The 25,265-nt window shown below is 62.4% G+C and carries 17 protein-coding genes, 1 tRNA gene and 2 pseudogenes; 11 read left to right on the top strand and 9 right to left on the bottom strand.

Going from position 1 to position 25,265, the window contains the following annotated elements; all coding sequences use genetic code 11:
* Window positions 1-11 precede the first annotated feature (11 nt).
* From NKI64_RS10660 to aceA, 3 genes are all read right to left on the bottom strand, one after another.
* Window positions 12-473, bottom strand: a complete 462-nt coding sequence (locus NKI64_RS10660) for a response regulator (RefSeq protein ID WP_023669317.1) — start codon at window positions 471-473, stop codon at window positions 12-14.
* Between the two features lie 276 nt (window positions 474-749).
* Window positions 750-992 (bottom strand): SMc00767 family acetate metabolism repressor, encoded by a 243-nt coding sequence (locus NKI64_RS10655; RefSeq protein WP_023669318.1) that lies wholly within the window; start codon window positions 990-992, stop codon window positions 750-752.
* 52 nt (window positions 993-1,044) lie between these two features.
* Window positions 1,045-2,334, bottom strand: a complete 1,290-nt coding sequence (gene aceA, locus NKI64_RS10650; RefSeq protein WP_023681876.1) for an isocitrate lyase — start codon at window positions 2,332-2,334, stop codon at window positions 1,045-1,047.
* A gap of 249 nt (window positions 2,335-2,583) precedes the next feature.
* Between aceA and NKI64_RS10645 the strand changes: the two genes are divergently transcribed.
* From NKI64_RS10645 to NKI64_RS10615, 7 genes are all read left to right on the top strand, one after another.
* On the top strand, window positions 2,584-4,011 hold the full coding sequence (locus NKI64_RS10645) for a helix-turn-helix domain-containing protein (protein ID WP_023681875.1): 1,428 nt from the start codon (window positions 2,584-2,586) through the stop codon (window positions 4,009-4,011).
* Window positions 4,012-4,202: 191 nt separating this feature from the next.
* A complete protein-coding gene (locus tag NKI64_RS10640) occupies window positions 4,203-5,060 on the top strand; it encodes a DUF2167 domain-containing protein (RefSeq protein WP_352667855.1) in 858 nt (285 codons plus the stop codon).
* Between the two features lie 161 nt (window positions 5,061-5,221).
* Window positions 5,222-6,175 (top strand): DMT family transporter, encoded by a 954-nt coding sequence (locus NKI64_RS10635; protein ID WP_023729069.1) that lies wholly within the window; start codon window positions 5,222-5,224, stop codon window positions 6,173-6,175.
* Window positions 6,176-6,600: 425 nt separating this feature from the next.
* Window positions 6,601-7,698 carry a polyamine ABC transporter substrate-binding protein gene (locus tag NKI64_RS10630; RefSeq protein WP_023669323.1) on the top strand — a complete coding sequence of 366 codons (1,098 nt, stop codon included), beginning with the start codon at window positions 6,601-6,603 and terminating at the stop codon, window positions 7,696-7,698.
* Window positions 7,699-7,782: 84 nt separating this feature from the next.
* Window positions 7,783-8,922, top strand: coding sequence for an ABC transporter ATP-binding protein (locus NKI64_RS10625; protein WP_023669324.1), 1,140 nt, complete (start codon window positions 7,783-7,785; stop codon window positions 8,920-8,922).
* A gap of 9 nt (window positions 8,923-8,931) precedes the next feature.
* Window positions 8,932-9,897: an ABC transporter permease subunit gene (locus tag NKI64_RS10620; RefSeq protein WP_352667853.1), complete on the top strand. Its 966-nt coding sequence runs from the start codon at window positions 8,932-8,934 to the stop codon at window positions 9,895-9,897.
* Window positions 9,894-10,712: an ABC transporter permease gene (locus tag NKI64_RS10615; protein WP_023815098.1), complete on the top strand. Its 819-nt coding sequence runs from the start codon at window positions 9,894-9,896 to the stop codon at window positions 10,710-10,712. The genes NKI64_RS10620 and NKI64_RS10615 overlap by 4 nt, the downstream gene beginning before the upstream one ends.
* A gap of 42 nt (window positions 10,713-10,754) precedes the next feature.
* On the opposite strand, the gene NKI64_RS10610 is transcribed toward NKI64_RS10615, so the two are convergent.
* The gene (locus NKI64_RS10610; RefSeq protein WP_352667850.1) at window positions 10,755-12,608 is read right to left on the bottom strand and encodes an AsmA family protein; all 1,854 of its coding nucleotides are present in this window, start codon (window positions 12,606-12,608) and stop codon (window positions 10,755-10,757) included.
* Between the two features lie 368 nt (window positions 12,609-12,976).
* Here NKI64_RS10610 and NKI64_RS10605 point away from each other — a divergent pair, with 368 nt between their 5' ends.
* The gene (locus NKI64_RS10605; protein ID WP_352667848.1) at window positions 12,977-14,947 is read left to right on the top strand and encodes an acetoacetate--CoA ligase; all 1,971 of its coding nucleotides are present in this window, start codon (window positions 12,977-12,979) and stop codon (window positions 14,945-14,947) included.
* A gap of 265 nt (window positions 14,948-15,212) precedes the next feature.
* On the opposite strand, the gene NKI64_RS10600 is transcribed toward NKI64_RS10605, so the two are convergent.
* Window positions 15,213-19,217 carry a PAS domain S-box protein gene (locus NKI64_RS10600; protein ID WP_023746255.1) on the bottom strand — a complete coding sequence of 1,335 codons (4,005 nt, stop codon included), beginning with the start codon at window positions 19,215-19,217 and terminating at the stop codon, window positions 15,213-15,215.
* A 324-nt stretch (window positions 19,218-19,541) separates the two neighbouring features.
* On the opposite strand from NKI64_RS10600, the gene NKI64_RS10595 reads away from it, so the two are divergent.
* Entirely contained in the window at window positions 19,542-20,000 is a 459-nt protein-coding gene (locus NKI64_RS10595; protein WP_023746256.1) for a phasin, read from the top strand.
* A gap of 347 nt (window positions 20,001-20,347) precedes the next feature.
* Window positions 20,348-20,424: transfer RNA gene (locus tag NKI64_RS10590), tRNA-His, on the top strand.
* A gap of 462 nt (window positions 20,425-20,886) precedes the next feature.
* Here NKI64_RS10590 and NKI64_RS10585 read toward each other — a convergent pair.
* From NKI64_RS10585 to NKI64_RS10570, 4 genes and pseudogenes are all read right to left on the bottom strand, one after another.
* Window positions 20,887-21,015, bottom strand: a pseudogene (locus tag NKI64_RS10585) (glutathione-dependent formaldehyde dehydrogenase); the annotation flags it as partial.
* 181 nt (window positions 21,016-21,196) lie between these two features.
* A pseudogene (locus NKI64_RS10580) lies at window positions 21,197-21,310 on the bottom strand (SDR family NAD(P)-dependent oxidoreductase); the annotation flags it as partial.
* 63 nt (window positions 21,311-21,373) lie between these two features.
* The gene (locus NKI64_RS10575) at window positions 21,374-21,691 is read right to left on the bottom strand and encodes a hypothetical protein (RefSeq protein ID WP_031195897.1); all 318 of its coding nucleotides are present in this window, start codon (window positions 21,689-21,691) and stop codon (window positions 21,374-21,376) included.
* Window positions 21,692-23,170: 1,479 nt separating this feature from the next.
* Window positions 23,171-23,977, bottom strand: coding sequence for an IclR family transcriptional regulator (locus NKI64_RS10570; RefSeq protein ID WP_023723361.1), 807 nt, complete (start codon window positions 23,975-23,977; stop codon window positions 23,171-23,173).
* A 229-nt stretch (window positions 23,978-24,206) separates the two neighbouring features.
* Here NKI64_RS10570 and NKI64_RS10565 point away from each other — a divergent pair, with 229 nt between their 5' ends.
* Entirely contained in the window at window positions 24,207-25,259 is a 1,053-nt protein-coding gene (locus NKI64_RS10565; RefSeq protein ID WP_023748647.1) for an ABC transporter substrate-binding protein, read from the top strand.
* Window positions 25,260-25,265 lie beyond the last annotated feature (6 nt).

The raw sequence follows: 25,265 nt of genomic DNA, 5'->3' as shown, positions 1-25,265 counted from the left end.
GCGGATTGCGATCAGCCGCGCCCGAGACTGATCAGCCGGTCGACCACCGGCTGCAGCCTTTCGGTGGTGATCGGCTTGGTTACCACCACATCGACCACGCTCGACAGGCCCAGGCTGTCGGGCGTGCCGGTCTTGGTTGAAAGCAGGATCACCTTGGGGAGCGACCGCCCAGATGTCCGCCGCAAGGCGTCGATGGCCGCCATCAGCGCGCGGCAGTCCTCGTTGTCGGGGCCGCCATCGAGAACGACGGCGCCCGGAATGAGGGTTCGCAATGTCTTGGCCGCCATTTCGGGCGACTCGGAGATCGGCTTCAGTCCGGACTTCTCGACGATCTTCGACACCACCACCCGGTTGATCGGCGATTTTCCAACGACCAGCACGTGGGAGAAATCCGTTGATATCTCGGAGTTCGCGTCCCTGCTTGACGAATTCAGATGTTTGGCGGTGTCGGTCTCGCGGTTCACAGGGCACATGGGCGGGGCGGGCACTCGGCGCTGCTTCAATGCAGGGTTGAAATCCGAGAGCCAATTGGCGTGAGATCGCCCGCCATGTCAAGCTGAAATGACGGACCTGCGAAATATAGCCGGAAATATTAAACCCCGGAGACAAGGTCTGTTTTCGAACTGTAGTTAAGTTTACGCTCAAAAGCAAAAGTCACCCGCGCTGAAAACCCGCGGGTGACGTTGAAATCGGCCAGTGAGCGGCGGGGTCCATAGGTTCCACAAGCACAAAGCTTCCGTTAGGGAAGATCAGCCGTGACTCTTCTGCGTGACGATCACCGGGATCAGCAGGTCGCCCCAATTGCCGTCGCCGCCATGATGCCGGGCCGAGCGCACCAGTTCCACCGAGACGCCGGCCTCCACTGCCTTCATCACCGATTGATTGAGCCGGTGCAGGTCGTTGGCCAGCATGCGGATGGTCGCCTGTTGGTCGACACTCATCGTGGTGGACTGCTCTTCTGCACGTTCCTTGACGCGGCTTATCGATGCCATTTTCTTCTCCCTTGCCCTTCGGGCGTTTCCTCTGTTGGTTATGTCGATCGGTTCATTCCGCTGCCGGCTTGAACTGGACGTGCTCGGTCGATTCATGCATGGCGGTGGTCGACGACTGGCCGCCGCTGATTGCCATCGACACGGCGTCGAAATAGCCGGTGCCGACCTCGCGCTGGTGCTTGGTCGCGGTGTAGCCGTGGACTTCGGCCGCGAACTCGGCTTCCTGCAACTCGGAATAGGCCGCCATCTGCCGCGCCTTGTAGCCGCGGGCCAGCTCGAACATGCCGAAATTGAGCTGGTGGAACCCGGCCAATGTGATGAACTGGAACTTGTAGCCCATGGCGCCGAGCTCGCGCTGGAACTTGGCGATCGTCGCGTCGTCGAGGTTCTTCTTCCAGTTGAACGACGGCGAGCAATTATAGGCGAGCAGCTTGCCCGGATGATGCCTGCGCACGCCTTCGGCGAATTTCTTGGCCTGCGCCAGATCGGGCTTGGATGTTTCGCACCAGATCAGGTCGGCATGCGGCGCATAGGCAATGGCGCGCGCGATGCACGGTTCGATGCCGTTCCTGACCTGGTAGAAGCCTTCAACCGTGCGGCCGGCATCGTAGTCGACGAAAGGCTGGTCGCGCTCGTCAATGTCGGAGGTCAGAAGCTTTGCCGCTTCCGCATCGGTGCGTGCCACGACTAGCGTCGGCGTGCCCATCACGTCGGCCGCCAGACGCGCCGCGTTGAGGTTGCGGATATGCGCGGCGGTCGGGATCAGCACTTTGCCGCCGAGATGGCCGCACTTCTTCTCAGAGGCCAGCTGGTCCTCATAGTGGACGCCGGCAGCGCCCGCCTCGATGAACGCCTTCATGATCTCGAAGGCGTTGAGCGGTCCGCCGAAGCCGGCCTCGGCATCGGCGACGATCGGCGCGAACCATGTGTCGACCGACAGGCCGTTGCCTTCCGAGGTCTCGATCTGATCGGCGCGCTGCAGCGTGCGGTTGATGCGCTTGACCAGTTCGGGCGCCGCATTGGCGGGATAGAGCGACTGGTCCGGATACATGGCCGACGCGGTGTTGGCGTCGGCGGCGACCTGCCAGCCCGAGAGATAGATTGCCTTCAGCCCGGCACGCACCTGCTGCATCGCCTGGTTGCCCGACATGGCGCCGAGTGCATTGACGAAGTCTTCCTCGTGGATGAGCTTCCACAGCCGGTTGGCGCCCATTTCGGCAAGACTCTGGCGTATCTGGACCGACCCGCGCAGCCGCTTCACATCGTCCGGCGAATAGGCTCGTTCGATGCCGTCGAAGCGGCCTTCGGGCGCGGATGGGACAAGATTGTAAAAATCAGTCATTGGTCACTCCAGATCAATCGATGCCAGTGTCTTGAAACGCCGCGCCCTGGGATGGTGTGCGTCGTCTGTGTGCGACATCATTTACATTGCGCCGCGACGAGAGCGAGGAAAACCGCCATTTCCGGTAGAAAATAAGAGAAAACCTGTGTTGTGTTTGACTGCTTGCCGCTGTAAGTCTGTCATAATTGTAAAAAGATGGTGCGCCGTTCATCGCTCGCAAGTCGTGTAAATTCCTGTCACGGAAAGCCGATGGCCGACCAGAAGATATTCGCCGGGCCGCGCATCCGCCGCATCCGCATCGCCAAAGGCCTGACCCAGACGGCGATGGCCGAGGGGCTCGGCATCTCGCCGTCCTATCTCAACCTGATCGAGCGCAACCAACGGCCGCTGACGGTGCAACTGATCCTGAAGCTGGCCTCTGTCTACAAGGTCGACCCGCATGAATTGCAGGGTGAGGCGAGAGGGTCGATCTCGGCCTTGAAGGAAGTGTTCGGCGACCCGCTGCTTGCCGGTGAGCTGCCGGGCGACCAGGAACTGATCGAACTGGCCGAGGCAGCCCCCAACGCATCGGCTGCGATGATAAAACTGTTTCGCGCTTACCGCGAGCAGGCCGAGCGGCTGTCCGATCTCAACGAGCTTCTGGCGCGCGAGGGCCGCGCCACGGCGCTGTCCGGTGCGCGGCTGCCGATCGACGAAGTGCACGAGATTTTCGAGCGCCGGCCGAACCATTTTGCAGCACTGGAGGAAGAGGCCGAGGCCTTCACCTCGATGCTCGACCCCGGCGACGATCTGTTCGGCGCGCTGAAGGCGTGGCTGAAGCGCGAGTATGGCATCGTCGTCAAGGTTCTGCCGGTCGCCACCATGCCGAACTGGCGCCGCCGTTATGACCGTCATTCGCAGCGTCTTTTTCTATCGGAGCGGCTGTCGCCGTTCGACCAGTTGCGCGAAGTCGCCATGGAGGCCTGCCTGATCCGCATGACGGTCGCGATCGCCGGCGAAATTCAGGCGCTGAAGCTCGGTACGGACGAAGCCCGCCGGCTCGCCCGCTTCGAGTTCGGCCGCTACGCCGCCCATGCCTTGATGATGCCCTATCAGGCCTTTCATGCCGCCGCCGTGCGGGCTCGTTACGACATCGATGTGCTGCGCTCGCGTTTCGGCGTCTCCTTCGAACAGGCGGCGAACCGCCTGACCATGCTGCAGCGTCCTGGCTTGTCCGGAGTGCCGTTCTTCATGCTCGAGGTCGACAATGCCGGCAACCGCTTCCGCAAGGCCGGCGGCCAGGGCTTTCCGCAAAGCCGCTTTGGCGGCGGCTGCCCGAAACTGCCGGTCCATGCCGCTTTCGCTTCGCCTGGCCAGATCCTGGTCGAGGCGGTGGAAATGCCCGACGGCGCCGAGTTCCTCTGCATCGCACGCACGCTCGAGGGGCCGCAGGGTTCGTTCTCCGAGCGCCCGCGCCGCACCGCGCTGCTGTTGGGCTGCGATATCGGCTTTCGCGACGAGAGCGTCTATGGCGCCGGGCTGCCGGCAAAGGCCGGACAGGGCGCCGCCACGCCGGTCGGTCCCGCTTGCCGGCTGTGCGAACGCATCGGCTGCCTCGCCCGCGCCGAGCCGCCGGTGACCCGTCCGCTGGGCCTGGACGAGATGGCGACGGGCCTGAGCGCCTTCGATTTCCAGTGATGCTTCTCGGGCTGGAGGTCGCGGAAGACCGCAGCTGTTTGCGCTAAGCAATAGAGCGCTGCCCGAACCATCGCCGAACCAAATATTGATTAAGCATCGGCGCTGCGCTATCGAAGGTGAGCTGCAGGGCAGCCAAGGGGGGGATGGCTTATGAACAGGAAAGCTTTGTGGCTTGGCGTGGCGCTTGCCCTTTGGCGGGGCCTGTTCTGGCAGAAAAATCCTCGGAATTCTTCAAGGACTATCAACAGTATAGTGACGACGGCAAGGCATTCCTGGACAAAATCGATCCAAAGACCGGCGCGGTCGACCTTCCCGAAGGCATCCATCTCGATCTCAAGGACAAGTTCTATTTTCTGGGCAAGAAGGACGCGACGTCCGTCCTGACCGAGGCCTGGGGCAATCCGCCTGATACCGCGTCCGAAGCAATCGGCATGATCTTCCCGGCCAAGTACGAGCCCATCGCCGGCAACGGTTGGGGCATCGAATTGCGCTATGAAAAGATCGGCCATGTCGATGACGCCGACGCCGCATCCATCGACTACACCGAATTGCTGAGCAGCATGCAGGCGGACACATTGTCGGCCAACGATCAGCGGGTGAAGGGCGGCTTTCCCCCGATCAAGCTGATCGGCTGGGCCTCGCCGCCGGTCTATGATTTCGTCCACAAGCGGCTGCACTGGGCCAAGGAACTGCAGTTCGGAGACGATACCGTCCACACGCTCAATTACGACGTCCGTTTCCTCGGCCGGGAAGGCGTCTTCGTGATGAGCTACATCGCTACGGTTGAACAATTGCCGGAGATCAAGCAGAGCCTGGACGAAGTGCTGGGCGTGGCGGACTTCAACACCGGCAAGAAATACACCGATTTTCTGCCCGGCACCGACACGGTCGCCGCGGTTGGCATTGGCGGCCTCATCGCCGGAAAACTCGCGGCAAAGGCCGGCCTGATTGCGGTCGCGCTCATCGCCCTGAAAAAGTTCGGCATTCTGCTGCTGGTACCGTTGGCCGGTCTTTGGCGCTTTATCCGCGGCAACAAGGGCACGTCCTAGAAACGGCGGTGTTTGCCCGTATGGCTGCCGGTTGGCGGTGCGCCAAAGGGAATGCCGGGCTGGATCACGTCCGGCGGTAGCCTATGCGCTAGGCGAATACGGCACGTTTCTGTCGTCCATTGTGCATCATGCCGCCCCGAGATAGCCGACAGTCGCACCCCATGACCGATACCGCATCTTCTCCAATCGCCGCACCGCCGATCGTCTCGCCTCGCGAAGAGCGGGTCGGCTTGCTGCTGGTGTTCCTGTCGGCGCTGATGTGGAGCTTTGGCGGCACCATCGCCCGCTTCATCGACACCGCTGACAGTTGGACGGTGGTGTTCTGGCGCTCGCTGTGGGCGGCTGTGTTCCTGATTTGCTTCATGGCCTGGCGCGACGGCTGGCGCGGCATGTTGCGGCTGTTTCGCGACATGGGCCTGCCCGGCCTTGCCGTGGCCGTCTGTTTCGCCACGGCGTCGACGTGCTTCGTTGTCGCGCTCGCCTACACCACCGTTGCCAATATCCTGTTGATGCAGGCCGGTGTGCCGCTGCTGGCGGCATTGCTTGCCTGGGTGCTGTTTCGCGAACGCGTCGCCGTCGCGACCTGGGTGGCGATCGCCGCCGTCATCGCCGGCGTCGCCATCATGGTGTCGGAATCGCTCGACGGCGCCGTATCGCCCATTGGCGACGGGCTGTCGCTGCTGATCGCCGTCATGTTCTCGATTGCCACCGTCATCACCCGGCGCTTCGCCCATGTGCGCATGACGCCGGCGACGTGCCTCGGCACGATGCTGGCAGCGGCTTTCGCCGCATCGCAAGCCACGCAGTTTGCCACGTCGACCCACGACATGGCTTTCCTGTTTGCCTTCGGCGTTATCAATCTCGGCCTCGGCCTTGCCTTCTTCGCCACCGGCGCGAGGCTGGTTCCGGCGGCGATCGCAGCACTCCTCGGCACGTTCGAGCCGATCCTCGGACCGATCTGGGTCTGGCTCGTTCATGGCGAGGTGCCCTCGGTGCGCACCATCATCGGCGGCGCGGTGGTGGTCGCCGCGCTGCTCGTCCATATCGCGCTTGAATTCAAGCGCCAGGCGAGGCCTGCACGGCCGGGGACCACTGGCCTGCCATCCCCTAATTGACCCGCCTTTCCCTTGGTTGAGCCCGTCTTCCCTAATTACGCCCGTCTTTCCCCAATTAGCGAAGCCGCACGCCCTATTGACCGAGCTTCCCCGCGCGGGCCATTGACAACCTTGCTGCGGCACGGGCAGGCTGGGGCACGGCAACAACAAGACAGGCTTATCTTGCCAAGTGTCCCCGCCGGTCGGACCAAGACCGGACCACAGCGTCGTATCCCTGCCAGCGCCGCGGCGAAAGCCTCTGACGGCGTCACCGCGCCCGCCATGCGGGCACACAGAGCCATCATCTGCCGCTCGTCGAACCGCCCGGACGGCGCCGGCAGTTCATGCTTGTGGCTGCCCGGAAAGCTCAATACTCTGAAGCAAATGCCCAATCGCGCTCGAACAGCGACGACTTGGTGAAGGAACACTCATCAAAGGAGAACAGCATGATCCGCAAAGCGCTCTGGCTTTCGGCAACCTCGGCATTTCTGACGCTTTTCGCCGTTGGCGGCCATGCCGAGGATCGCGTCGTCAACGTCTTCAACTGGTCGGATTACATCGACAGTTCGATCATTGACGACTTCACCAAGGAGACCGGCATCAAGGTCGTCTACGACACCTTCGATTCCAATGAAATCCTCGAAACCAAGCTGCTTGCCGGCGGCAGCGGCTATGACGTCGTCGTGCCCAGCGGCAACTTCCTGGCCCGCCAGATCCAGGCCGGCGTGTTCCAGAAGCTCGACAAGTCGAAGCTGCCCAACATTTCCAACATGTGGGACACGGTTTCGGAGCGCACCGCCAAATACGATCCGGGCAACGAATATTCGATCAACTACATGTGGGGCACGGTCGGCATCGGCTACAACATCAAGAAGGTGCAGGCTGCACTCGGCACCGACAAGATCGACAGCTGGGATGTGTTCTTCAATCCCGACAGCCTGGCCAAGCTGAAGGACTGCGGCGTCTATGTGCTGGACTCGCCGGCCGACATCATCCCGGCGGCGCTCAAATACCTCGGCCTCGATCCGAACAGCACCTCACCTGACGACATCGCCAAGGCCGAGGAGACGTTGCTGAAGGTGCGGCCGTATATCCGCAAATTCCATTCGTCCGAATACATCAACGCGCTCGCCAACGGCGATATCTGTTTGGCGGTCGGCTGGTCGGGTGACGTCTTCCAGGCACGCAACCGCGCGGTCGAGGCCAAGCAAGGCGTCGAGATCGGCTATTCCGTGCCCAAGGAAGGCGCCCAGATGTGGTTCGACCAGATGGCGATTCCCGCCGATGCGCCGCATGCCGCCGAGGCACTCGAATTTCTCAACTACATGATGAAGCCGGAAGTGATCGCCAAGTCGTCCAACTATGTGCTGTACGCCAACGGCAACAAGGCTTCGCAGCAGTTCGTCGACAAGGCGCTGCTGGATGATCCGGCGGTCTATCCGGACGCCGAGACCTTGAAAAAGCTCTATACGGTCCAGCCCTACGACCCCAAGACCCAGCGCCTGATCACGCGCAGCTGGACCAAGATCGTCACCGGCCAGTAAGCAATGCGACATGGTCCCGGCAGTCATCTGCCGGGACCATTCTTCTCTGGGGCAAGAAGCAAAAAAAACAGGACGGAGTTGGACATGAAATCGCTTGGCAGCATCCGCAGGGATTTCGCGCCATGGAACGACCCGAACGCCAAGCCATATATCCAATTCGAGAATGTCACCAAGAAGTTCGGTGACTTCACCGCCGTCAACAATCTGTCGCTGACCATTTTCGAGCGCGAGTTCTTCGCCCTGCTCGGCGCGTCGGGCTGCGGAAAGTCGACGTTGCTGCGGATGCTTGCCGGCTTCGAGGAGCCCACCGCCGGCCGTATCCTTCTCGACGGCCAGGATTTGCGCGGCATCCCGCCCTACCGCCGCCCGGTCAACATGATGTTCCAGTCCTATGCGCTGTTCCCGCATATGAGCGTGGAAAAGAACATTGCCTTCGGCCTCAAGCAGGAAGGCATGCCGGGACCGGATATCGAAAAGCGCGTCGCCGAGATGCTGAAGCTGGTGAAGCTAGAGCAGTTCGCCAAGCGCAAGCCGCACCAATTGTCGGGCGGCCAGCGCCAGCGCGTCGCGCTCGCCCGCTCGGTTGCCAAGCGGCCAAAAGTCTTGCTGCTCGATGAGCCGCTCGGCGCGCTCGACAAGAAGCTGCGCGAGGAAACGCAGTTCGAGCTGATGGACCTGCAGCAAAATCTCGGCCTTACCTTTGTCGTCGTCACCCACGACCAGGAAGAGGCGATGACCATGGCCGACCGCATCGCCATCATCGACAAGGGCGAGGTGATGCAGGTGGCGACGCCGGCGGAAGTCTATGAAGCCCCCAGTTCGCGCTTCGTTGCCCACTTCGTCGGCAATGTGAACATGTTCGAGGGCAAGGTCGCCGAGCGTGCGGCAAACACCACGCGCATTACCGGCGCGACAGGGGCCCAGATCGTCGTCGAAAACAGCACCGATACAAAGGCCGGTTCCGACATCGTCTTCGCCATCAGGCCGGAGAAGATCAAGGTGTCGTCGAAGAAACCGGCCGACGCAGTCAATGCGCTTGAGGGCGAGGTCTACGACGTCGCCTATCTCGGCGACATGACCGTCTACCACATCAGGCTGGATGACGGCCAGATCATCAGGGCAAGCGCGCTCAACGCTGCACGCGTCACCGATGATCCGCTGACCTGGAACGACCGCGCCTGGGTCTCCTTCCGGCCGGATGCCGGCGTCGTGCTGACACGGTAGGGGGCGGCCATGTCCAACATCGCCATCACCGACGCCGGTCCATCGGCCGCGGCCAAACCGTTCCTGATGCGGCTCGGTGCCGGCTTTGTCAGCCGGCTCGTCATCATCGTGCCTTATCTCTGGCTGCTGTTCTTCTTCTTCATCCCGTTCATCATCGTCTTCAAGATTTCGCTGTCGCAGTCGGCGATCGCCATGCCGCCCTACACGCCGGCGCTCGATTTCAGGGACGGCATGTCCGGGTTCTTTGTCCGCTTCCGCGAACTCAGCGTCGACAATTATGTCTGGCTAACGCAGGACGCGCTTTACTTCAAAGCCTACGTGACCAGTGTTATCATCGCTGCTGTCTCGACGATCCTGACCTTGCTCGTCGGCTTCCCGATCGCCTACGGCATGGCCCGCGCGCCGGCGACGATCCGTCCGACCTTGCTGATGCTGGTTATCCTGCCGTTCTGGACGTCGTTCCTGATCCGCGTCTATGCCTGGATCGGCATCCTCAAGCCCGAGGGTCTGCTCAATCAGCTGCTGTTGTCGCTGCACATCATCAATCAGCCACTGATCATCCTCAACACTTACACGGCGATCTTCATCGGCATCGTCTATTCCTACCTGCCATTCATGGTGCTGCCGCTCTATTCGTCGCTGGAAAAGATGGATTACTCGCTGATCGAGGCGGCAAAGGATCTCGGCTGTCCGCCGACATCAGCCTTCTGGAAGATCACGTTCCCGCTGTCGCTGCCCGGGGTCATCGCCGGCTGCCTGCTGGTGTTCATTCCAGCGGTTGGCGAGTTCGTCATTCCCGATCTGCTCGGCGGCTCGCAGACGCTGATGATCGGCAAGACCTTGTGGAATGAATTCTTCGCCAACCGTGACTGGCCGGTGTCGTCGGCCGTCGCCGTCATCCTGCTGCTGCTCCTGATCGTGCCGATCATGCTCTTCCAGCAGGCCCAGGCACGCGCCCAGGAGCAGGACAAATGAACGCCACCTGGAGCCGCTTCAACGTCACCTCGGTCGTGCTGGGCTTTGCCTTTCTCTATCTGCCGATCGTGCTGCTCATCGTCTTCTCCTTCAACGAGTCGAAGCTGGTCACCGTCTGGGGCGGCTTCTCGACCAAATGGTATGCCTCGCTGTTCCACAATCAGGGGCTGATGGATGCCACCTGGGTGACCGCGCGTGTGGCTGTCATCTCCGCCACTGTGGCAACCGTGCTCGGCACGCTGGCGGCACTGACCTTGACCCGCTACACCCGCTTCCGCGGCCGCATCCTGTTTTCCGGCATGGTGTTTGCGCCGCTGGTCATGCCGGAAGTCATCACCGGCCTGTCGCTGTTGCTGCTGTTCGTTGCCGTCGGTCTCGACCGTGGCTTCCTGACCGTGACGCTTGCTCACATCACCTTGACCATGTGCTTCGTGGCTGTCGTCGTGCAGTCGCGCCTGGTGTCGTTCGATCGTTCGCTGGAAGAAGCTGCCTTGGACCTCGGCGCAACGCCGGTAAAGACCTTCTTTCAGATCACGCTGCCGGTGATCATGCCGGCCATCGTCTCCGGCTGGATGCTGGCCTTCACCTTGTCGCTTGACGATCTGGTGATCGCCTCCTTCACCTCCGGGCCTGGCGCCACCACGCTGCCGATGAAGATCTACAGCCAGGTGCGTCTCGGCGTGACGCCGGAAATTAACGCCGCCTGCACCATCCTGATCGCCGTCGTGGCGGTAGGCGTCATCATCGCTTCGGTCGCCAACAAGCGGCGTGAGGTGCAGCGCCAGCTCGACGAACAGGCCGCGCAGCGCGGTTGATTGCGTCAAACGAGGGATAGGGCGGTTCCGGTAAGGGACCGCCTATTCGCCTGAGACGCCGCGGCTGATCGGCGAGATGAACGGCGTGCTCCAGGTGCCGCCGACGAAGAATGACGACTGGTTGGATCCCTGCTGGCCATTGACCGGTGCCGCTGCCGGGTCGGCCTGGGTGACACCCCCCGAAAGCGCCAGCCCGCGTCCGCCGTAAGAGGCGATGCCGGACAGCCAGACCTTGTATTTCGCCGAATTGGCCTCGGCCTTGTCCAGCCTTGCCACACCCTTCGAGATGGTGGCCTTGAGCTCGGCGCCGTCCATCGGCAGTGTCCCGTCCGAGACGTCGTCGAGCGCGAAGAAGCCGCCCTGTTCCGTGTGCTTCAGAAATGCCGGCAAATTGAGCCCGCTCAGCGCGCCAGGCCCGAACGTCGCAGAGACCGAGCCGTCCGCGTTCTCGAAGATCGAGTCCCAGGATTTGCCCGGCCCTTTGAGAATGACCGAGACAGTGCCGGTGCTGGCCGGCACCAGCCGCGTCATTCCGGCCGCGGTGCCGAAAGCGGCGCCGTCAATGTCGGAGGCGAGCAGCCGGATCTCGACCTGCGAGCCCTCCGGTTTGCGGTCGAAACGCAGGCTACTTTGCACGTTGCCGCCAAAGGCCGACGCATCGGAGATATCGAAGACGGCAAGCCCGTTCTTCACCTGCGCCGTGGCGGCGACGTCGGCAAGCTGGATTGCGCCGGCCGAGGCATGCGCCGCTGACAGCCTCAGATCGAGATTGATCCGGTCGGCGAAGCTGGTGTCGATTTCGCCGGGACCGGTCTCGCCGGTCGGCGCCAGCGGCGTGAAGGCCGAAAACAGCGACCTGAGGTCGAGCGTATCGAAGGCGAGTGTGCCTGATATCACCGGCAAGGCGTCGCCGAACGAAAAATCCAGCGCCCCCATTCCCGGGTTGTTGTCGAGCGTCACCGCGGTGTTTTCGAATTTGACGCGGCCGGCGGTCGCCGTGATCTTGCTCGAAATCGAGACCGAACCGATCGCCGTACCAGGAGCAATGCCGGCCTGCGACCATTCCAGCACGCGCCGCAGCGAGGGCGCGGCGAATTTCGCCTGGCCATCGAAATAGGCGTTTTGCGACATGCTGGCCGTGCCGTCGAACGAGAAGCTGGCCGGCGCTGCCTTGAACGAAAACGTGACCGGTGCGGCGCCGCCGGCAAACAGCACCAGCGGCTTGGGCGAGGCGGCATCGACGGTGACGCTCTCGCCGCGCCAGATTCCGGTCGCCGACAAGGTCGCGTTGCTGTTCATCGCTGCCCAGCTCGCCTGGCCGGACAGGCTGGTCAGCAATTCGAGGTCCTTGCCGCCGACGGAGGCGACCATGCGGCCGTCCCTGAATTCCACGGTGCCGAACGGATCGGCGGGCAGCTTGCTCAGATCCGGCTTCGTCGGATCGGCGTTGACCACGCCGCGCGCCGTGTCGATGGAGCGGGTGATGCGTCCGCCCGTTGGTATGGCGGGCAGGAATATGCCGTTTGCGGCGCGCTGGACCCGGATCGTCGGCCGCACCAGCCGCGCCGTCGAAAACACCACATCGCCCTGCAGCGCCGCCATGGCCGAAAGGTCGACCTCGACCCGTTCGGCCTCGATCACCGGCGGCGCGTCGGTCTCGGTCCACTGCGACAGCGTGACGTCGCTCAATATGGCGCGGAACTTCGGCCACACCTCGATGCGCGGCGAACCGGCGATGGTGACCCTGAAACCGCTCCACGCGCTCATTTCCCAGGCAATGCGATCGCGCACGATCCGGGTCGAGGCAAACAGCGGCAGAGCGGCGACGACCAGCGCGATGACGAGCACGGCAACGCCGATCGCCCATATTCCGCGCCGGATCAAAGGTGATGGCATATTGCCCCGGTTGCTTTCATTCCGATAAAAATCGCCCGACGGGTGTAACCGCCAGTTGTCACCACGCCTTCCAGTCGTCACTACGACTTAGGGCTGAGGCATTTCAAGTCTTTATGGCCCGGCGATGGCAATTGCGAACATATGGCCGAGTTTTAGCGGAACAAAATCTTGCTCTGCCGCACGGTGGTAGGCATAAGCGATGCAGCTTCAGCCTGCTACGAGGCGCGGCGTTTTTGGGACAGCGGCGCCTGTAAAGCTGAGGCTAGTGCATGTCGCCCGGAAGAGTGCAGCGGTTCCGGGACAACGACGTGCATCAAAACAAAAGCATATCTATCTTGCGACGCGACGGGCTTCAAGGAGGATCGATAATGGCTGCCGAAGCACCGCTCTGGACCCCGACGCAAGACCAGATCGACGCAGCACCACTGACCGCGTTCATGAAGGCAGCAGCGGCCAAAAGCGGCACATCCTTCGCCTCCTACGCCGACCTGCACCGCTGGTCGGTCGAGGATCGCGAAGGCTTCTGGAGCCTGCTGTGGGACTTTTGCGGCATTGTCGGCGACAAAGGGACCGATGCGGGCGAGACCGTGCTCGTCGATGGCGACAAGATGCCCGGCGCATCGTTCTTTCCCGAAGCGACGCTGAACTTCGCCGAGAACCTGCTGAAGAAGACCGGTTCCGGTGACGCGATCGTCTTTCGCGGCGAGGACAAGATCGAGCGGCGGCTGTCGTGGAGCGAACTGCACCAGCTGACCTCGCGCTTTCAGCAGCTTTTCCTGTCGCTCAAGGTGAAAAAGGGCGACCGCATCGCGGCGATGATGCCCAACATGCCGGAAACCGTCGCCGCCATGCTGGCGGCCGCCTCCATCGGCGCGGTCTGGTCGTCCTGTTCCCCCGATTTCGGCGAGCAGGGCGTGCTCGACCGTTTCGGCCAGATCGAGCCGGTCATATTCATTGCGCCGGACGGCTATTGGTACAATGGCAAGGCAATCGAGCTAGCCGACAAGATCGCTGCCGTTGCGGCGAAGCTCGAAACCGTCCGCAAGGTCCTGATCGTCGACTATCTCGGTACCTCGCGCGATATCGCAGCGATCATCGACAAGGCCGTGGCGCTCGAAGAGGCGCTGTTACCCTTTACCGCCAAAGCGGTCACGTTCGAGCGGCTGCCGTTCGCGCATCCGCTCTACATCCTGTTTTCGTCAGGTACCACCGGCATTCCCAAATGCATCGTCCATTCGGCCGGCGGCACGCTGGTCCAGCACGTCAAGGAACACCGGCTGCATGCCGGGCTCGTCGAAGGCGACCGCTTCTTCTACTTCACCACCTGCGGCTGGATGATGTGGAACTGGCTGGTGTCGGGCCTGGCCTCGGGCGCCACGCTGCTGCTCTATGACGGCTCACCCTTCCACCCCGACGGCAATGTGCTGTTCAGCTTCGCCGATGCCGAGAAGATGACCTTTTTCGGCACCTCGGCCAAATTCATCGATTCCGTGCGCAAGGCCGGGCTCAAGCCTATCCGCAGCCATGATCTGTCGAGTGTGCGGGCGATTTCCTCGACCGGCTCACCGTTGTCGCCGGAGGATTTCCGCTTCGTCTTTGACGGCATCAAGAAGGACGTACATCTGGCCTCGGTTTCCGGCGGCACCGACATCGTCTCCTGTTTCGTGCTCGGCGTACCGACGCAACCGGTCTGGACCGGCGAGATCCAGGGTCCCGGCCTCGGCCTTGCTGTCGATGTATGGGACGATGACGGCAAGCCGATCCGCGAGCAAAAGGGTGAGCTGGTCTGCACAAAAGCGTTCCCGTCGATGCCGATCGGCTTCTGGAACGATCCTGAGGGCAAGAAATACCATGCGGCCTATTTCGAGCGCTTCGACAATGTCTGGTGCCACGGCGACTTCGCCGAATGGACCGCGCATGGCGGCATGATCATCCACGGCCGTTCCGACGCGACGCTCAATCCGGGCGGTGTGCGCATCGGCACGGCGGAGATCTACAATCAGGTCGAACAGATGCCGGAGATCCTTGAGGCGCTGTGCATCGGTCAGGATTTCGACAATGACGTCCGCGTCGTGCTGTTCGTGCGGCTGGCCGCCGGCGTGACGCTGGACGAGAATCTGGAAAAGCGCATTCGTTCCAAGATCCGCGGCGGCGCCAGCCCGCGCCACGTGCCGGCAAGGATCGTCGCCGTCAGCGACATTCCGCGCACCAAATCGGGCAAGATCACCGAGCTTGCAGTGCGCGACGTGGTGCATGGCCGCGCCATCAAGAACAAGGAAGCGTTGGCCAATCCAGAGGCGCTGGAGCTGTTCAGGAACCTGCCGCAGCTGGCTGAGTGACGCGGCCGGGATGGTTAACCAGATATGTCGGTCGAATTTACCTAGATTTCATGAGTGGTACACATTCGTAAATTTTTTGGACGGCCGGTAAGGAGTTGTTAAGGCCCGGCGCCGATAGTCGCACGTAACTTGAGGGAGAAATCCCGTTCCTCGTCCCCTGAGGATCAGATTCGCTCAAGCCCCCGTTGTGACAGCAAATCCCATTTAAGGCGTCCTGTTGGACGCCTTTTCTTTGTCCGGGATTCTCGCCCGGGAATGGCCGGCCCTATTCGGCCAGCACCCGCGTCGACGGGAAGGCGACCTCGACCAGCGTCCCTTCGCCCGGCGTCGAGGTGATGGTGAAGCGGGCGCGGTTGGCTTCCACCATCGCCTTGGTCAGCGGCAGGCCGAGACCGGTGCCGTCGCCACGCCCGCGCTTCAGCGCATTGATCTGCTTGAATGGCTTCAGCGCCTGCTCGATCTCGGCATGGCTCATGCCAATGCCGGTATCGCGCACCCGCATGACAACGTCGCCGGAGGTTTCATAGGCGGTCGACACGATCACCTGTCCGCCGGCTTGCGTATAGCGAATGGCGTTGGACAGGATGTTGAGCGCGATCTGGCGCACGCTTCTGAGGTCGGCGACGACTTCCGGCAGTCGCGAGGCGAAGCTGGAGCGAATGATGACACGCTCGCGGTTGGCCTGCGGCTGCATCATCGCCACCGTCTCGGCCAGCGTATCGTTGAGCGACACCGCCTCGTAGTCCATTTCCTGCTGGCCGGCCTCGATCTTCGAAATGTCGAGGAGGTCATTGACGAGATCGAGCACATGGTTGCCCGAGCGGTTGATGTCTCTGAGATAGTCGCGGTAGCGGTCATTGGCTACCGGGCCGAACTTCTCGTCCACCATCAGCTCGGAAAAGCCGATAATGGCGTTGAGCGGCGTGCGGATCTCGTGGCTGATGCGGGCGAGGAAATCGGTCTTCTGCGAGGAGGCGCGCTCGGCCACCGCGCGCGCCTGGGTCAGATCCTCTTCGGCCCGCTTCCACTGCGTGATGTCGCGCACCACGGCGCAGAAGCCGCTGTCATTGGGCAGCCTGCCGATGGTCATGAACAGCGGGATGAAGCGCCCTTGCGCCTCGCGCCCGATCACCTCGCGGCCATCGTTCATCACACTCGCCACGCCGGGCTCGGACAGGCCGTTCAGATAGTCGCGCGCCGCGCGCTGGCTTTCGATGGCAAACAGCGAGGCGAACGGTTTACCGGTGACGTCGTCGCTGTCGAAGCCGAACAGCGCCTCGGCCGGCCGGCTGATCGAGCGGATGTCGCCGTCGCGGCCGATCAACACCACACCATCGGTCGCGGTGTCGATGATGGTGCGCATCTCGGCAATGCGCGCTTTGAGTTCGGAGACATCGGGCTGCGTCTGCTCGTCGGCTGCGAGATGCGCAACCATCGGCGGCTCGTTGTCGCCGGTACGTCGCACCACCAGCATCAGCGCCTTGCCGGCGCGCCACGGCACCGAACGCAAAATGGCTTCGATCGGAAATTCCTGGCCCTCGCGCGTCTTCAGTTTGAGTGTGTGGTCGCTTTCGCCGGCCATTTCTGAATAGGGATCGGCAAACAGCGCGTCGAGCCCGCCGGCGTCGCTCAGGTCCTCAAGCGTGTCATAGCCGGTCAGGCCGAGGAATTCCTCATTGGCGTAATGAAGCTCGTCGCCCGAATGGATGAGCAGCGGCACCGGCAGCTTGCCGAGGATCGACGTGTCAGGGGCCTTGTGTTCATCTCCGGCCGAGAATGCCGAAGGCATGAACCCCTCAAGCTTGAGCGGCGGCACTTTCAGGCGCTGTGGTTCTGCCGGCACTGTGTCCGCATCGCCGGCCTTGTCCCCGTCTTCCACGGCGGAATCGGTCGCCTCGTCGGACGGCGCCCAATCCTCATTGTCCTCGGCATCGCGGAAGTCGGCCGACGTCATGCTGTCGTCTTCACCGGCATTGGCCGGCGTCTCGGCAACAACCGGCTGTGGCTCTGCGGCCTCGACGATCTCTTGGGCTTGCGTATCATCCGGTTCGGAAGCCGGCGCAAGTTCGTCGTTGGACGACGTTGCTTCCGTACTGTCTTCGGTGACGGAGCCTGGTTCGGGATCGGCATAGTCGAGCAGGGAGCGCGACACTGTCGGCGCCTTCGCCTCGCCTGCTTCGCTGTCCGCAAGGCCGTCGTCCGGCTGCTCGCCGTCAAGCCGCGTCAGGTCCTTTTCGTCCTCGGCATCGCTTTCCGGCGGTTCGGCCTCAGCCGTTTCGCTTTCGGGTGCGGCTGCCGATGGTTCAGCCACGGCAGCCGGGCCGGCTTCGTCCGGACTCGAGACCTCGGCGGGTTGTCGGGCTGGCGCGGCTGTTTCAGCCTGGTCCGCCTCGACATGATCCGGCTTGGGCTCATCTGCCTTGGCCTGGTCTGGCATTACCTGATCCGGATTGGCCGGTTCGGCCTGCTTGGCAGTCTCCGGCTGCTCCGGCGGGGGATTGTCCTTCTTCAGCCGCTCGCCGATTTCGCGGAAAGCGCTGCGCTCCAGCGTCGACAGGCCCCTCTCGCTTGTCGGCTGCTTGTCGCTGGCGGGCTGCCGATGCTCGGCCAGCCGGATGACCTTGTCGGCAAAACGACGTTCCTGCTTCGGCACGATGGTCAGTGCCGGCACTTCGCCCTCGAACGGATCGGCCGCCTTGGGAGCTTCCGCCACGGGCTGTTCCGGGGCCGGCTCGGCTGCTGCCGGTGGCGCGCCATTGGGGACCAGCGCCATGCCGATTGCTTCCGGATCGACCACCGCATCGCCGGCGCGGGCGACGCCGAAACCACGAAAACCTTCGAAGGCGCGGCTGCGGCCATAGACAGGCAGTGCTGCCAGATCGACCGGTATCTTCAGGTCGGAGCCGGCAACCGGCCACAGTACCGAGCGGCCCGACCAGGTGTCGCGCCGTTCAAGCAGGCCCGCGATCTCGCCCGAGGCGTCGAGGCCGAAAGTTGTCGCGACGTCCTTGAAGCGGCGGCCGATCACGTCGGCGGCGGCTTTGCCGACAATGTCGCCGAATTCCGGCGACAGCGCGCTGAACTTGCCGTCGGCGTCGGTGCGCCAGACGAAGCGCAGCGGCGGCGCCGAGCGGTCGACCTCACGTTTGGCGGGAGGCGCAGCCGGTGGGGCTGCGTCGGACGGCAGGGCGGGCGCAGCGGCACTGCTGTCCAACTGCGCACTCTCGGCCGGGGAAACAGAGTCCGGCTCGGCCTGCGCCGGGCTGTCCGGCTCGCCCGCCTGCGGCTCTTCGCCGGCATGGAAGTACCAATGATCATGTTGCGCCGGCGCGCTGTCATTCGCCGCCTGCTCGCGGCCGGTCGTCTGCTCGCGATGGTCCGCCTTTGTATCGGTTGACGCCGAAGCATCATGCTCGGTGGCAGCCGGACCTGTCTCCCCGACATCAGGCGCGGCCGCGAGTGGGGCGCCCTGATTCCCGCTTGCGGTGGGGTGGTCAGCCACCGCATCCACCGTTACCGCGTTCTCCGCGGCGGCTTGCGCCGGGCCATCGTCGACCTGCGCTGCAGCAGGTTCGGCATCCAGCTCGCCGACAGGATTTTCCTCACCGAGCTGATCCTCGTCGATGACCACCAGCAGATGCCTGGACTCGGTCAGGCGCGCGAAGCCGGCCGGATAGGACTTTGCGCCGCCGGGGACCAGCCGCTTGACGATGCGGTCGTCCTGGCTCGCCACGTCGGCGACAAGCGCGGCCAGCGTCTCAGGCCGGATGGCGAGCGCGCCAAAGCCATCCGAAGCCGCCTCGACAGTGCCGGCGGCGTCGACAAAGGCGATGAAATGGCCGTCTTCGGTAAAGCCGCTGATGGCGCGGGCCGCAATGTCGGCAGCACTGCGCGAGCCGGCCTGCGCTGCCGGCACCACCAGCATAATGGCGCTTTCGCCGTCCGGCATAGTCACCGCACTGGCCAGGAAGCCGACGGCGCGGCTGGTGATGCCGGTCGCCAGCCGTACCGTAATGGCGCGGTCGCTGCCGATCTGCGGGAAGCCCGCGGTCGCCATGATCTGGCGCCTGGCGATCAGCGGCAGCTGAGCCGAGGCGCCGATGATGGCCTCGATATCGGGATAGCCGAACACCGCAGCGCCCGGGCCGTTGGCCCAGATCACCTGTTCGAGGTCGGCCGACAGAATCGCGATCGCGTCGCCGGCGGCGAAGCGCTGGCGAACCGCATCAAGCACGGCGACATCGAGGAAAGAGTAGTTCTCGGAAGGCATGCGCTTGGCGGACCCTTTCGGTGAAACCTCTTGGCGAACCCCTCTTGGCGAACCTACAAGGCGGGCAATTTGCAGTTAACGCTTTGTTAATAAAAGCCCGCGCGGCGAAGGTCCACAAGCCATGGCGGGAAGCAGGTGGAATCTCTGGCCACTTGGTTAACAGCCTCTCGGAATGTCCCTGGATAACCTCTTGGGTGACGCATGGGAAGAAATTTATGGTGCACTGCAACAAACATATTGCATCGCACAAAAAAACCGCTATATTGCCATCATACATGAACGAGACGGCTTTTTGTCAAAGCCGCTACCCCGAAAGGATGGAAAATGACCAAGGCCAAGACCGCTGAGACCATCGAAAACGTCGAATTCCCGAGCTTCGACGCTTCCAAGGCAACCGACCAGATCCGCGCTTTCGCCGAAAAGGGCGTCGAGCAGTCGAAGGAAGCCTACTCCAAGCTGAAGACCGGCGCCGAAGAGACCCAGAAAGTCCTGGAATCGACCTTCGAGACTGCCAAGACCGTTTCCAGCGACCTGTCGCTCAAGACCATCGCCGCTCTGCGCGCCAATGCCGAAGCCGGCTTCTCGCATCTCGAGGCCCTCATCGGCGCCAAGTCGCTGTCGGAAGTGGTCGAACTGCAGACCGCCTTCCTGCGCAAGCGCGTCGAGACCACGGTCGAGCAGGCCAAGGACTTCCAGGCTGTTGCTTCGAAGGCTGCCGAAGACGTCGCCAAGCCGGTCAAGACCGCTTTCGAGAAGGCCCTGAAGGACATCAAGGCCGCCTAACAATTGCGCACAACTCTGCGATGCATCAAAACGTCGCATTTCGTCAGACAAATAGGTGTGCGATAGAGTTGTCCAAATGAATACCCGGCGAGTGGAACCTCCTCCCTCTGCTCTCCGGGGTGACCAGCCAGCACCTCCTCCCGCTGGCTCGTAACAGGAAAAGGCCGGCACCTCCTCCCGCCGGCCTTTTTCTTTTGCCGAAGAAAACCGGCGCCTGTTGGCAGAACCGGCTTTGCCTTATCAAAGGCCTTGAATTAGTCTCTGATAGACCGTATTGGACGCATCGCCGAACGACAGAGCGGATCTCGGAGAATGAATTTTCACCACGATCTGGCTCAGGCGAACGTGCCGTTGTAGCTCAGATGGTTAGAGCGCCGGATTGTGGATCCGGAGGTCGCTGGTTCGATCCCAGCCAACGGTACCACCGAATTTCCCGCTAAAGTCTTGATTGCCGATCCCGACGATCCACGAGAGATCAAGACCTGTATGCGCAGTCGGCAGGGAAGGAAGAGCCTGACTGCACACACCGCGGTGCGGATACACGCGCCGCAGCTTAGGTTTCATCTTACTCCAGCGGTTCGTCGGTCGGCCGAGGCGTCGTGCCTGCCTGACGAGGACGGCCGGCATTGCGATTTGCAACGCGGCTGTCGAGCGGCGATCTGGACGCTTGCTGGGCGCCAGCGGTCTTGGGCGCCGTCGGCCTGGCGCCGGAATCGCTGTCTTCAGCATCGCGAGGGGGATGTGGCAGGCCGGCGGCCTCAGGCGATCTGACCGAAGGTGTGGCGGCCGGGTTTGTCGATGCGGGTTTGTTCTTGGCCATTTTCAACTCTCGCCTTTTCAGCATGCAGACGGCCGGACAACAAAGTCGGGCCATTGGACAGAACGGTCAGCCGTGCGGGCGCATCACGACTTTGATGCAGCCGTCCTCCTTGTCGCGGAAGGTTTTGTAAAGTGCGGGCCCGGCCTTGAGGCCAGCCCGATGGGTGATCACGAATGACGGGTCGATATCGCCGTTCCGAACTTTCTGCAGCGATGTCGCGTTCATCCTGGATCGTCAGATCGGCCACCTGTTCGCAACGTATGTCGCCTTTGCCGTGCCATGTCAGGGCCTTCATGTGCTGTTCCTTGACGACAAGCTCTGCGAGCCCGAACTTGGCTTGATGTGAAATGTTCCCGCTTCGAACGAGCATCCGGCCTCAACCCTTGGCGGCCGAGCCGGGTTCGGCCATGCCGCAATGCTGCTCGGTCAGGGTGCCGGCCGGCGTGCCATGCGCCGCTGCAACCTGCAGCTTGTTTTTCCAGCCGCTGATCGCCTGCTGCCACGACCGCATCCCTGATCGCTTCGCAGAGGTTTGGCGCAAGCGCAGGATCTGCTATCGCGCCAGAATCGCGGCGACAACGAACACGACGGCGGCAACGACGACAAGCGCGACAATGGCCAGCACCGGGCCGTTTTTACTCGGGGCCGGGGCGCGCTCGTCGTCCGGCCGCCGCATCGCATTGGCGAAGCTTGCTTGATTAGCGAAAGCCGGCGTGCCCGTCGCTGCGGGAACCGGCACGGCGCAGGTGTCTGCTGCTTCGGCATCGGTTTCCATAGGCGCCGCCGCCGGGTCGAATCCCGGCGTCTTGTCCTCTGTCACCCCAGACTGAATATCGCCTCTGTCTTCGGCCGGGTTACGTTCGACGTTCATGATGATGCTCCTGCCGCTGGCCCGGGCTTCCCCAACCGCGAGCGGATCAGGATGTTCCATCGGGCGGAATCGCCAACAACGAGGAGCAAATTCAGATAGCCTTCAAACAGATGTCCCTGGTGGCAACGCGGGCCTTGCAACCGGTCAGCACCGGATTGGTGGTCTGTTGTAGTCGGCCATGGTCGGCAACGCGGCAGATTCGGCAAAGTTCCAGTCTGGCTCGCAATGCCCGCTTACGCACACCGCCGCTCGTTGACCTTGAGCTGGCTCGTTCCAGCCACTCCAACCCAAATTGCCAGTCCGGCTCCCGGCGGCGCGCTGTTTGGATTCCGTGGGAACATCAACAGCGCCAGCGAGTTCGGTATGTGCAGCGAGTTCCCTGTTCGCCGCATGGCCAACATCCGGAGCTCTTGACTGCCCGCGTCTTCGCTCCTGGAGCGCGGGCCACTCCTCTTAGCCCAAGGTTGCGATCATGAGCAGAAACATTCCGGAAAAGCGGGCCAGGCAGGGTGGCTTGGGGCGACCGGTCCTTGGCGTGCTCTTGGCAGGCCTTGTCTTGGCGCTCGTTGCCTGGGGGATCGCTGAAATCTATGGCGAGCAGGCTAAGACACCGGCGACACAGCAAAACAGCCGGGTTCCATCGCCAGCTACTTACAGCCCAAATCCTGGCCAAACGGACCCTGCAAACTCCAAGGCCGATGATGTGAATGGCGAACCGGTGGACCGAAATCCCAAGCTCGACAAGGATCCCACGCCGCGATCAAGCACTGGCGGGGATCAGCCAGGAACGCCGCCAGCTCAACCTGCTTCGCCATAGCGTTCGCACTAGTTGATAAACACAATTCAAACAGATGCGGAAATGTGGAGCGGCGATTTCAGCCAATTTCAAGAGCCGGGTCTGTCAATAATCGCCGGCGCTCTCTGGGGAGCCACAAAACCTCCGCTGATTCTTACCGCTTGCTGGATGGCACTGGCGGCTCCAGACCGACTGCGCGCTGTGTCACGCCGGCAGACCTTTGCACCTCTGGGCGCTTTTGAACTTGCAAGTCGATGGAATCGGGCAAGCTGGGTGTAGATGATGCAGTCGTCATCTTATCGAGGTCCGGCAGCAACACCATCTTTGCGTAGCGTGGAGGAACCAGATGGCCTCCGAAAACAGCGAATATCCCGCACACGAATAAAGCGAGAAGCAGGGCCGTAAGCACATCTGTGAAAATCTCGACAAATCTCATGTGCTCGCTCCGCGCGTAAGGATCCCGCCGCGCTCTCGACAGTAAGAGCGGCGGGATCCTCAACCGGCGATGAAGGGACTTTGATCGACGGTCTTCTCCTAATGTGGCTTCCGGTTGCGTGTTCCCTGGTTTGGACCTTATCCACCGACTATGGGACTAAGGTCCGGAACCTAAATGGAACCAATGGGGAAGAGCGGAATCCATGTGCCTTTAAGAGGCTTCAACCTGAGGGCACGACGGCTGATCGTCAGCCTCCCGCCAGAGACAGTCCACGGGCGCGCTCGCGCAGCAACGCAAGCAGTTCGTCGCGCCGTGGCTCCGGCGTGTCGACGGGTAACACCAAACACAAGGTCCTTTTGATGGCGCCGTGGCCGTCACGGATGGGGGCCGCCATGCACCAGGTGAAACGGTCGGCCAAGGCTGTGGTCTCGCTGAAACCCTGCCGGTGGGCCAAGGCAACATCGGCAAAGAATTCGGCTGGTGCAATGATGCGGCCGTCGGGAAGCCTGTAGTCGCCAGATGGGATGAAATCCCTCAACTCTTGCTCGTTCATATGGCCGAGGAGCAGCCGTCCGGATGCCGTCCATGGGATCGGCACCTCAACCCCAACATCGCTTGAGATCCGGAACGGGCCTGGGGAATCTCGGCAGTCAAGAACGACGTATTTGTTGCCACGCAGGCCGCATAGCTGGACCGTCTCGCCTGTCTCGGCGGCCAACTTATCCAAGGTCTCGATGATGCGACGGTAATGGGCATTGTGATGTGAGTAGGCCCAGCCGAACAGATGCATGGCGCGTCCGAAATAGACGTAACCTTCACCGCCGACGTTTTCGAGCATTTCGGCGTCGAGCAGGCTGTTGACGATCTCGTAGGTGGTCGAACGCGGCGCGCCGATCATTTTGGCGATGTCGCCGACGCGCATTGGCGCGCGGTGCCGCAGCAACGCCTCGAGCAGCATGATGACGCGGTCAATGCCGCGTCGTCGTTCGCCGTTGCGCGGCTCCGCGCCGGCTTCCTTCCCGATCGCATCGTTAGTGCCGTCGCTCATGACCATCCGCCAAAATCATTTCGGTTCTCGTCTCAAGGCGCTTGAAAGATGTCAAGGCTCGGTCTAGCATCCAATTTGTCCGATATACAGACACATTGTCTGAAATACCAGACAAACTAACGAGCCGGACGCAGACAAATCCCGAGAGGACACACGGTTTCCAAGACCCGGCGACCGACGGGTTTCCTCGCCCTTGTTCTGCACGTCGAGGCCACAACCTCTGAAGGGAACAGTCATGATGAAATCACCGTTTTTCGCATCCGCCAGCGCGCTTTGCCTCGGTCTCGTGCTGAGCTTTGGCGTCGCCTCGCAGGCCAATGCTGCCGCCAACTGCATCAAGGGCGACCGCAAGGCGCCGTACACGATCGGCTGGGCCAACATCTATTCCGTGCCGACCTGGATGAAGCAGACCCAAGGCACGATCGAAGCCGAAGTCGAGACCCTGAAGAAGCAGGGACTGGTCGACAAGCTCGTCGTCACCGACGCTCAGGGCGATGCCAACGTCCAGATCCAGCAGATTCAGTCGATGATCGATTCCGATGTCGACGCCATCATCCTGATCGCCGGTTCGTCGACCGCACCGGCACGCGTTCTGGCCGACGCCTGCGCCAAGGGCATCGCCATCATCAACTTCGACAGCCTCGTCGACACCGACAAGGTCACCGCCAAGGTCAACACCGATTCTTCGCAATGGGGCGACCAGGCCGCCAAGTTCCTGATCGACGCCATCGGCGGCAAGGGCAAGATCCTGATCCTCAATGGCCCCGCCGGGGTTTCGGTCAGCGATGACAGGCGCAAAGGCGCCGACGCTGAGCTCAAGGCCCATCCCGACGTGACGGTGCTTGCCGAGACCAACACGCCCTACAACGTCGCGCCGGCACAGGAAGCCGTCACCAGCCTGCTCTTCGCCAACCCCGAGATCGACGGCATCCTGTCGCTCGGCGGCGCTCTGTCGGCAGGCGCCGTGCTGGCCCTCGACAAGCAGGGCCGTGAACAGGTGCCGATCACCGGTGAGAACGCCCGGCAGTTTTTGGAACTCTGGAAAGAAAAGGGCTTGAAGAGCTGGGCGACGATGCAGCCGAACTGGCTCGGCGCCTTCGCCACCTACACCGCCGTTCAGGCGCTGGAAGGCAAGGATGTGCCGGCTTTCGTCAAGATTCCGCTGCCGGTGATCGACAATTCCAACATCGACGAATACCTCGCCCGGGCCAAGGACTTCCCGGCTGACGGCTACATCTTTTCTCCTTACGATGAGGAGCTGTTCAAGAAGCTGCTGGCTCAGAAATAAGCCTGA

Origin of the sequence: Mesorhizobium sp. M0478, from assembly GCF_040321305.1 — a bacterium.
Lineage (GTDB): Bacteria > Pseudomonadota > Alphaproteobacteria > Rhizobiales > Rhizobiaceae > Mesorhizobium.
The sequence above is the reverse complement of the archived record's forward strand: the minus strand, read 5'-3'. Positions and strand labels throughout refer to the sequence as shown.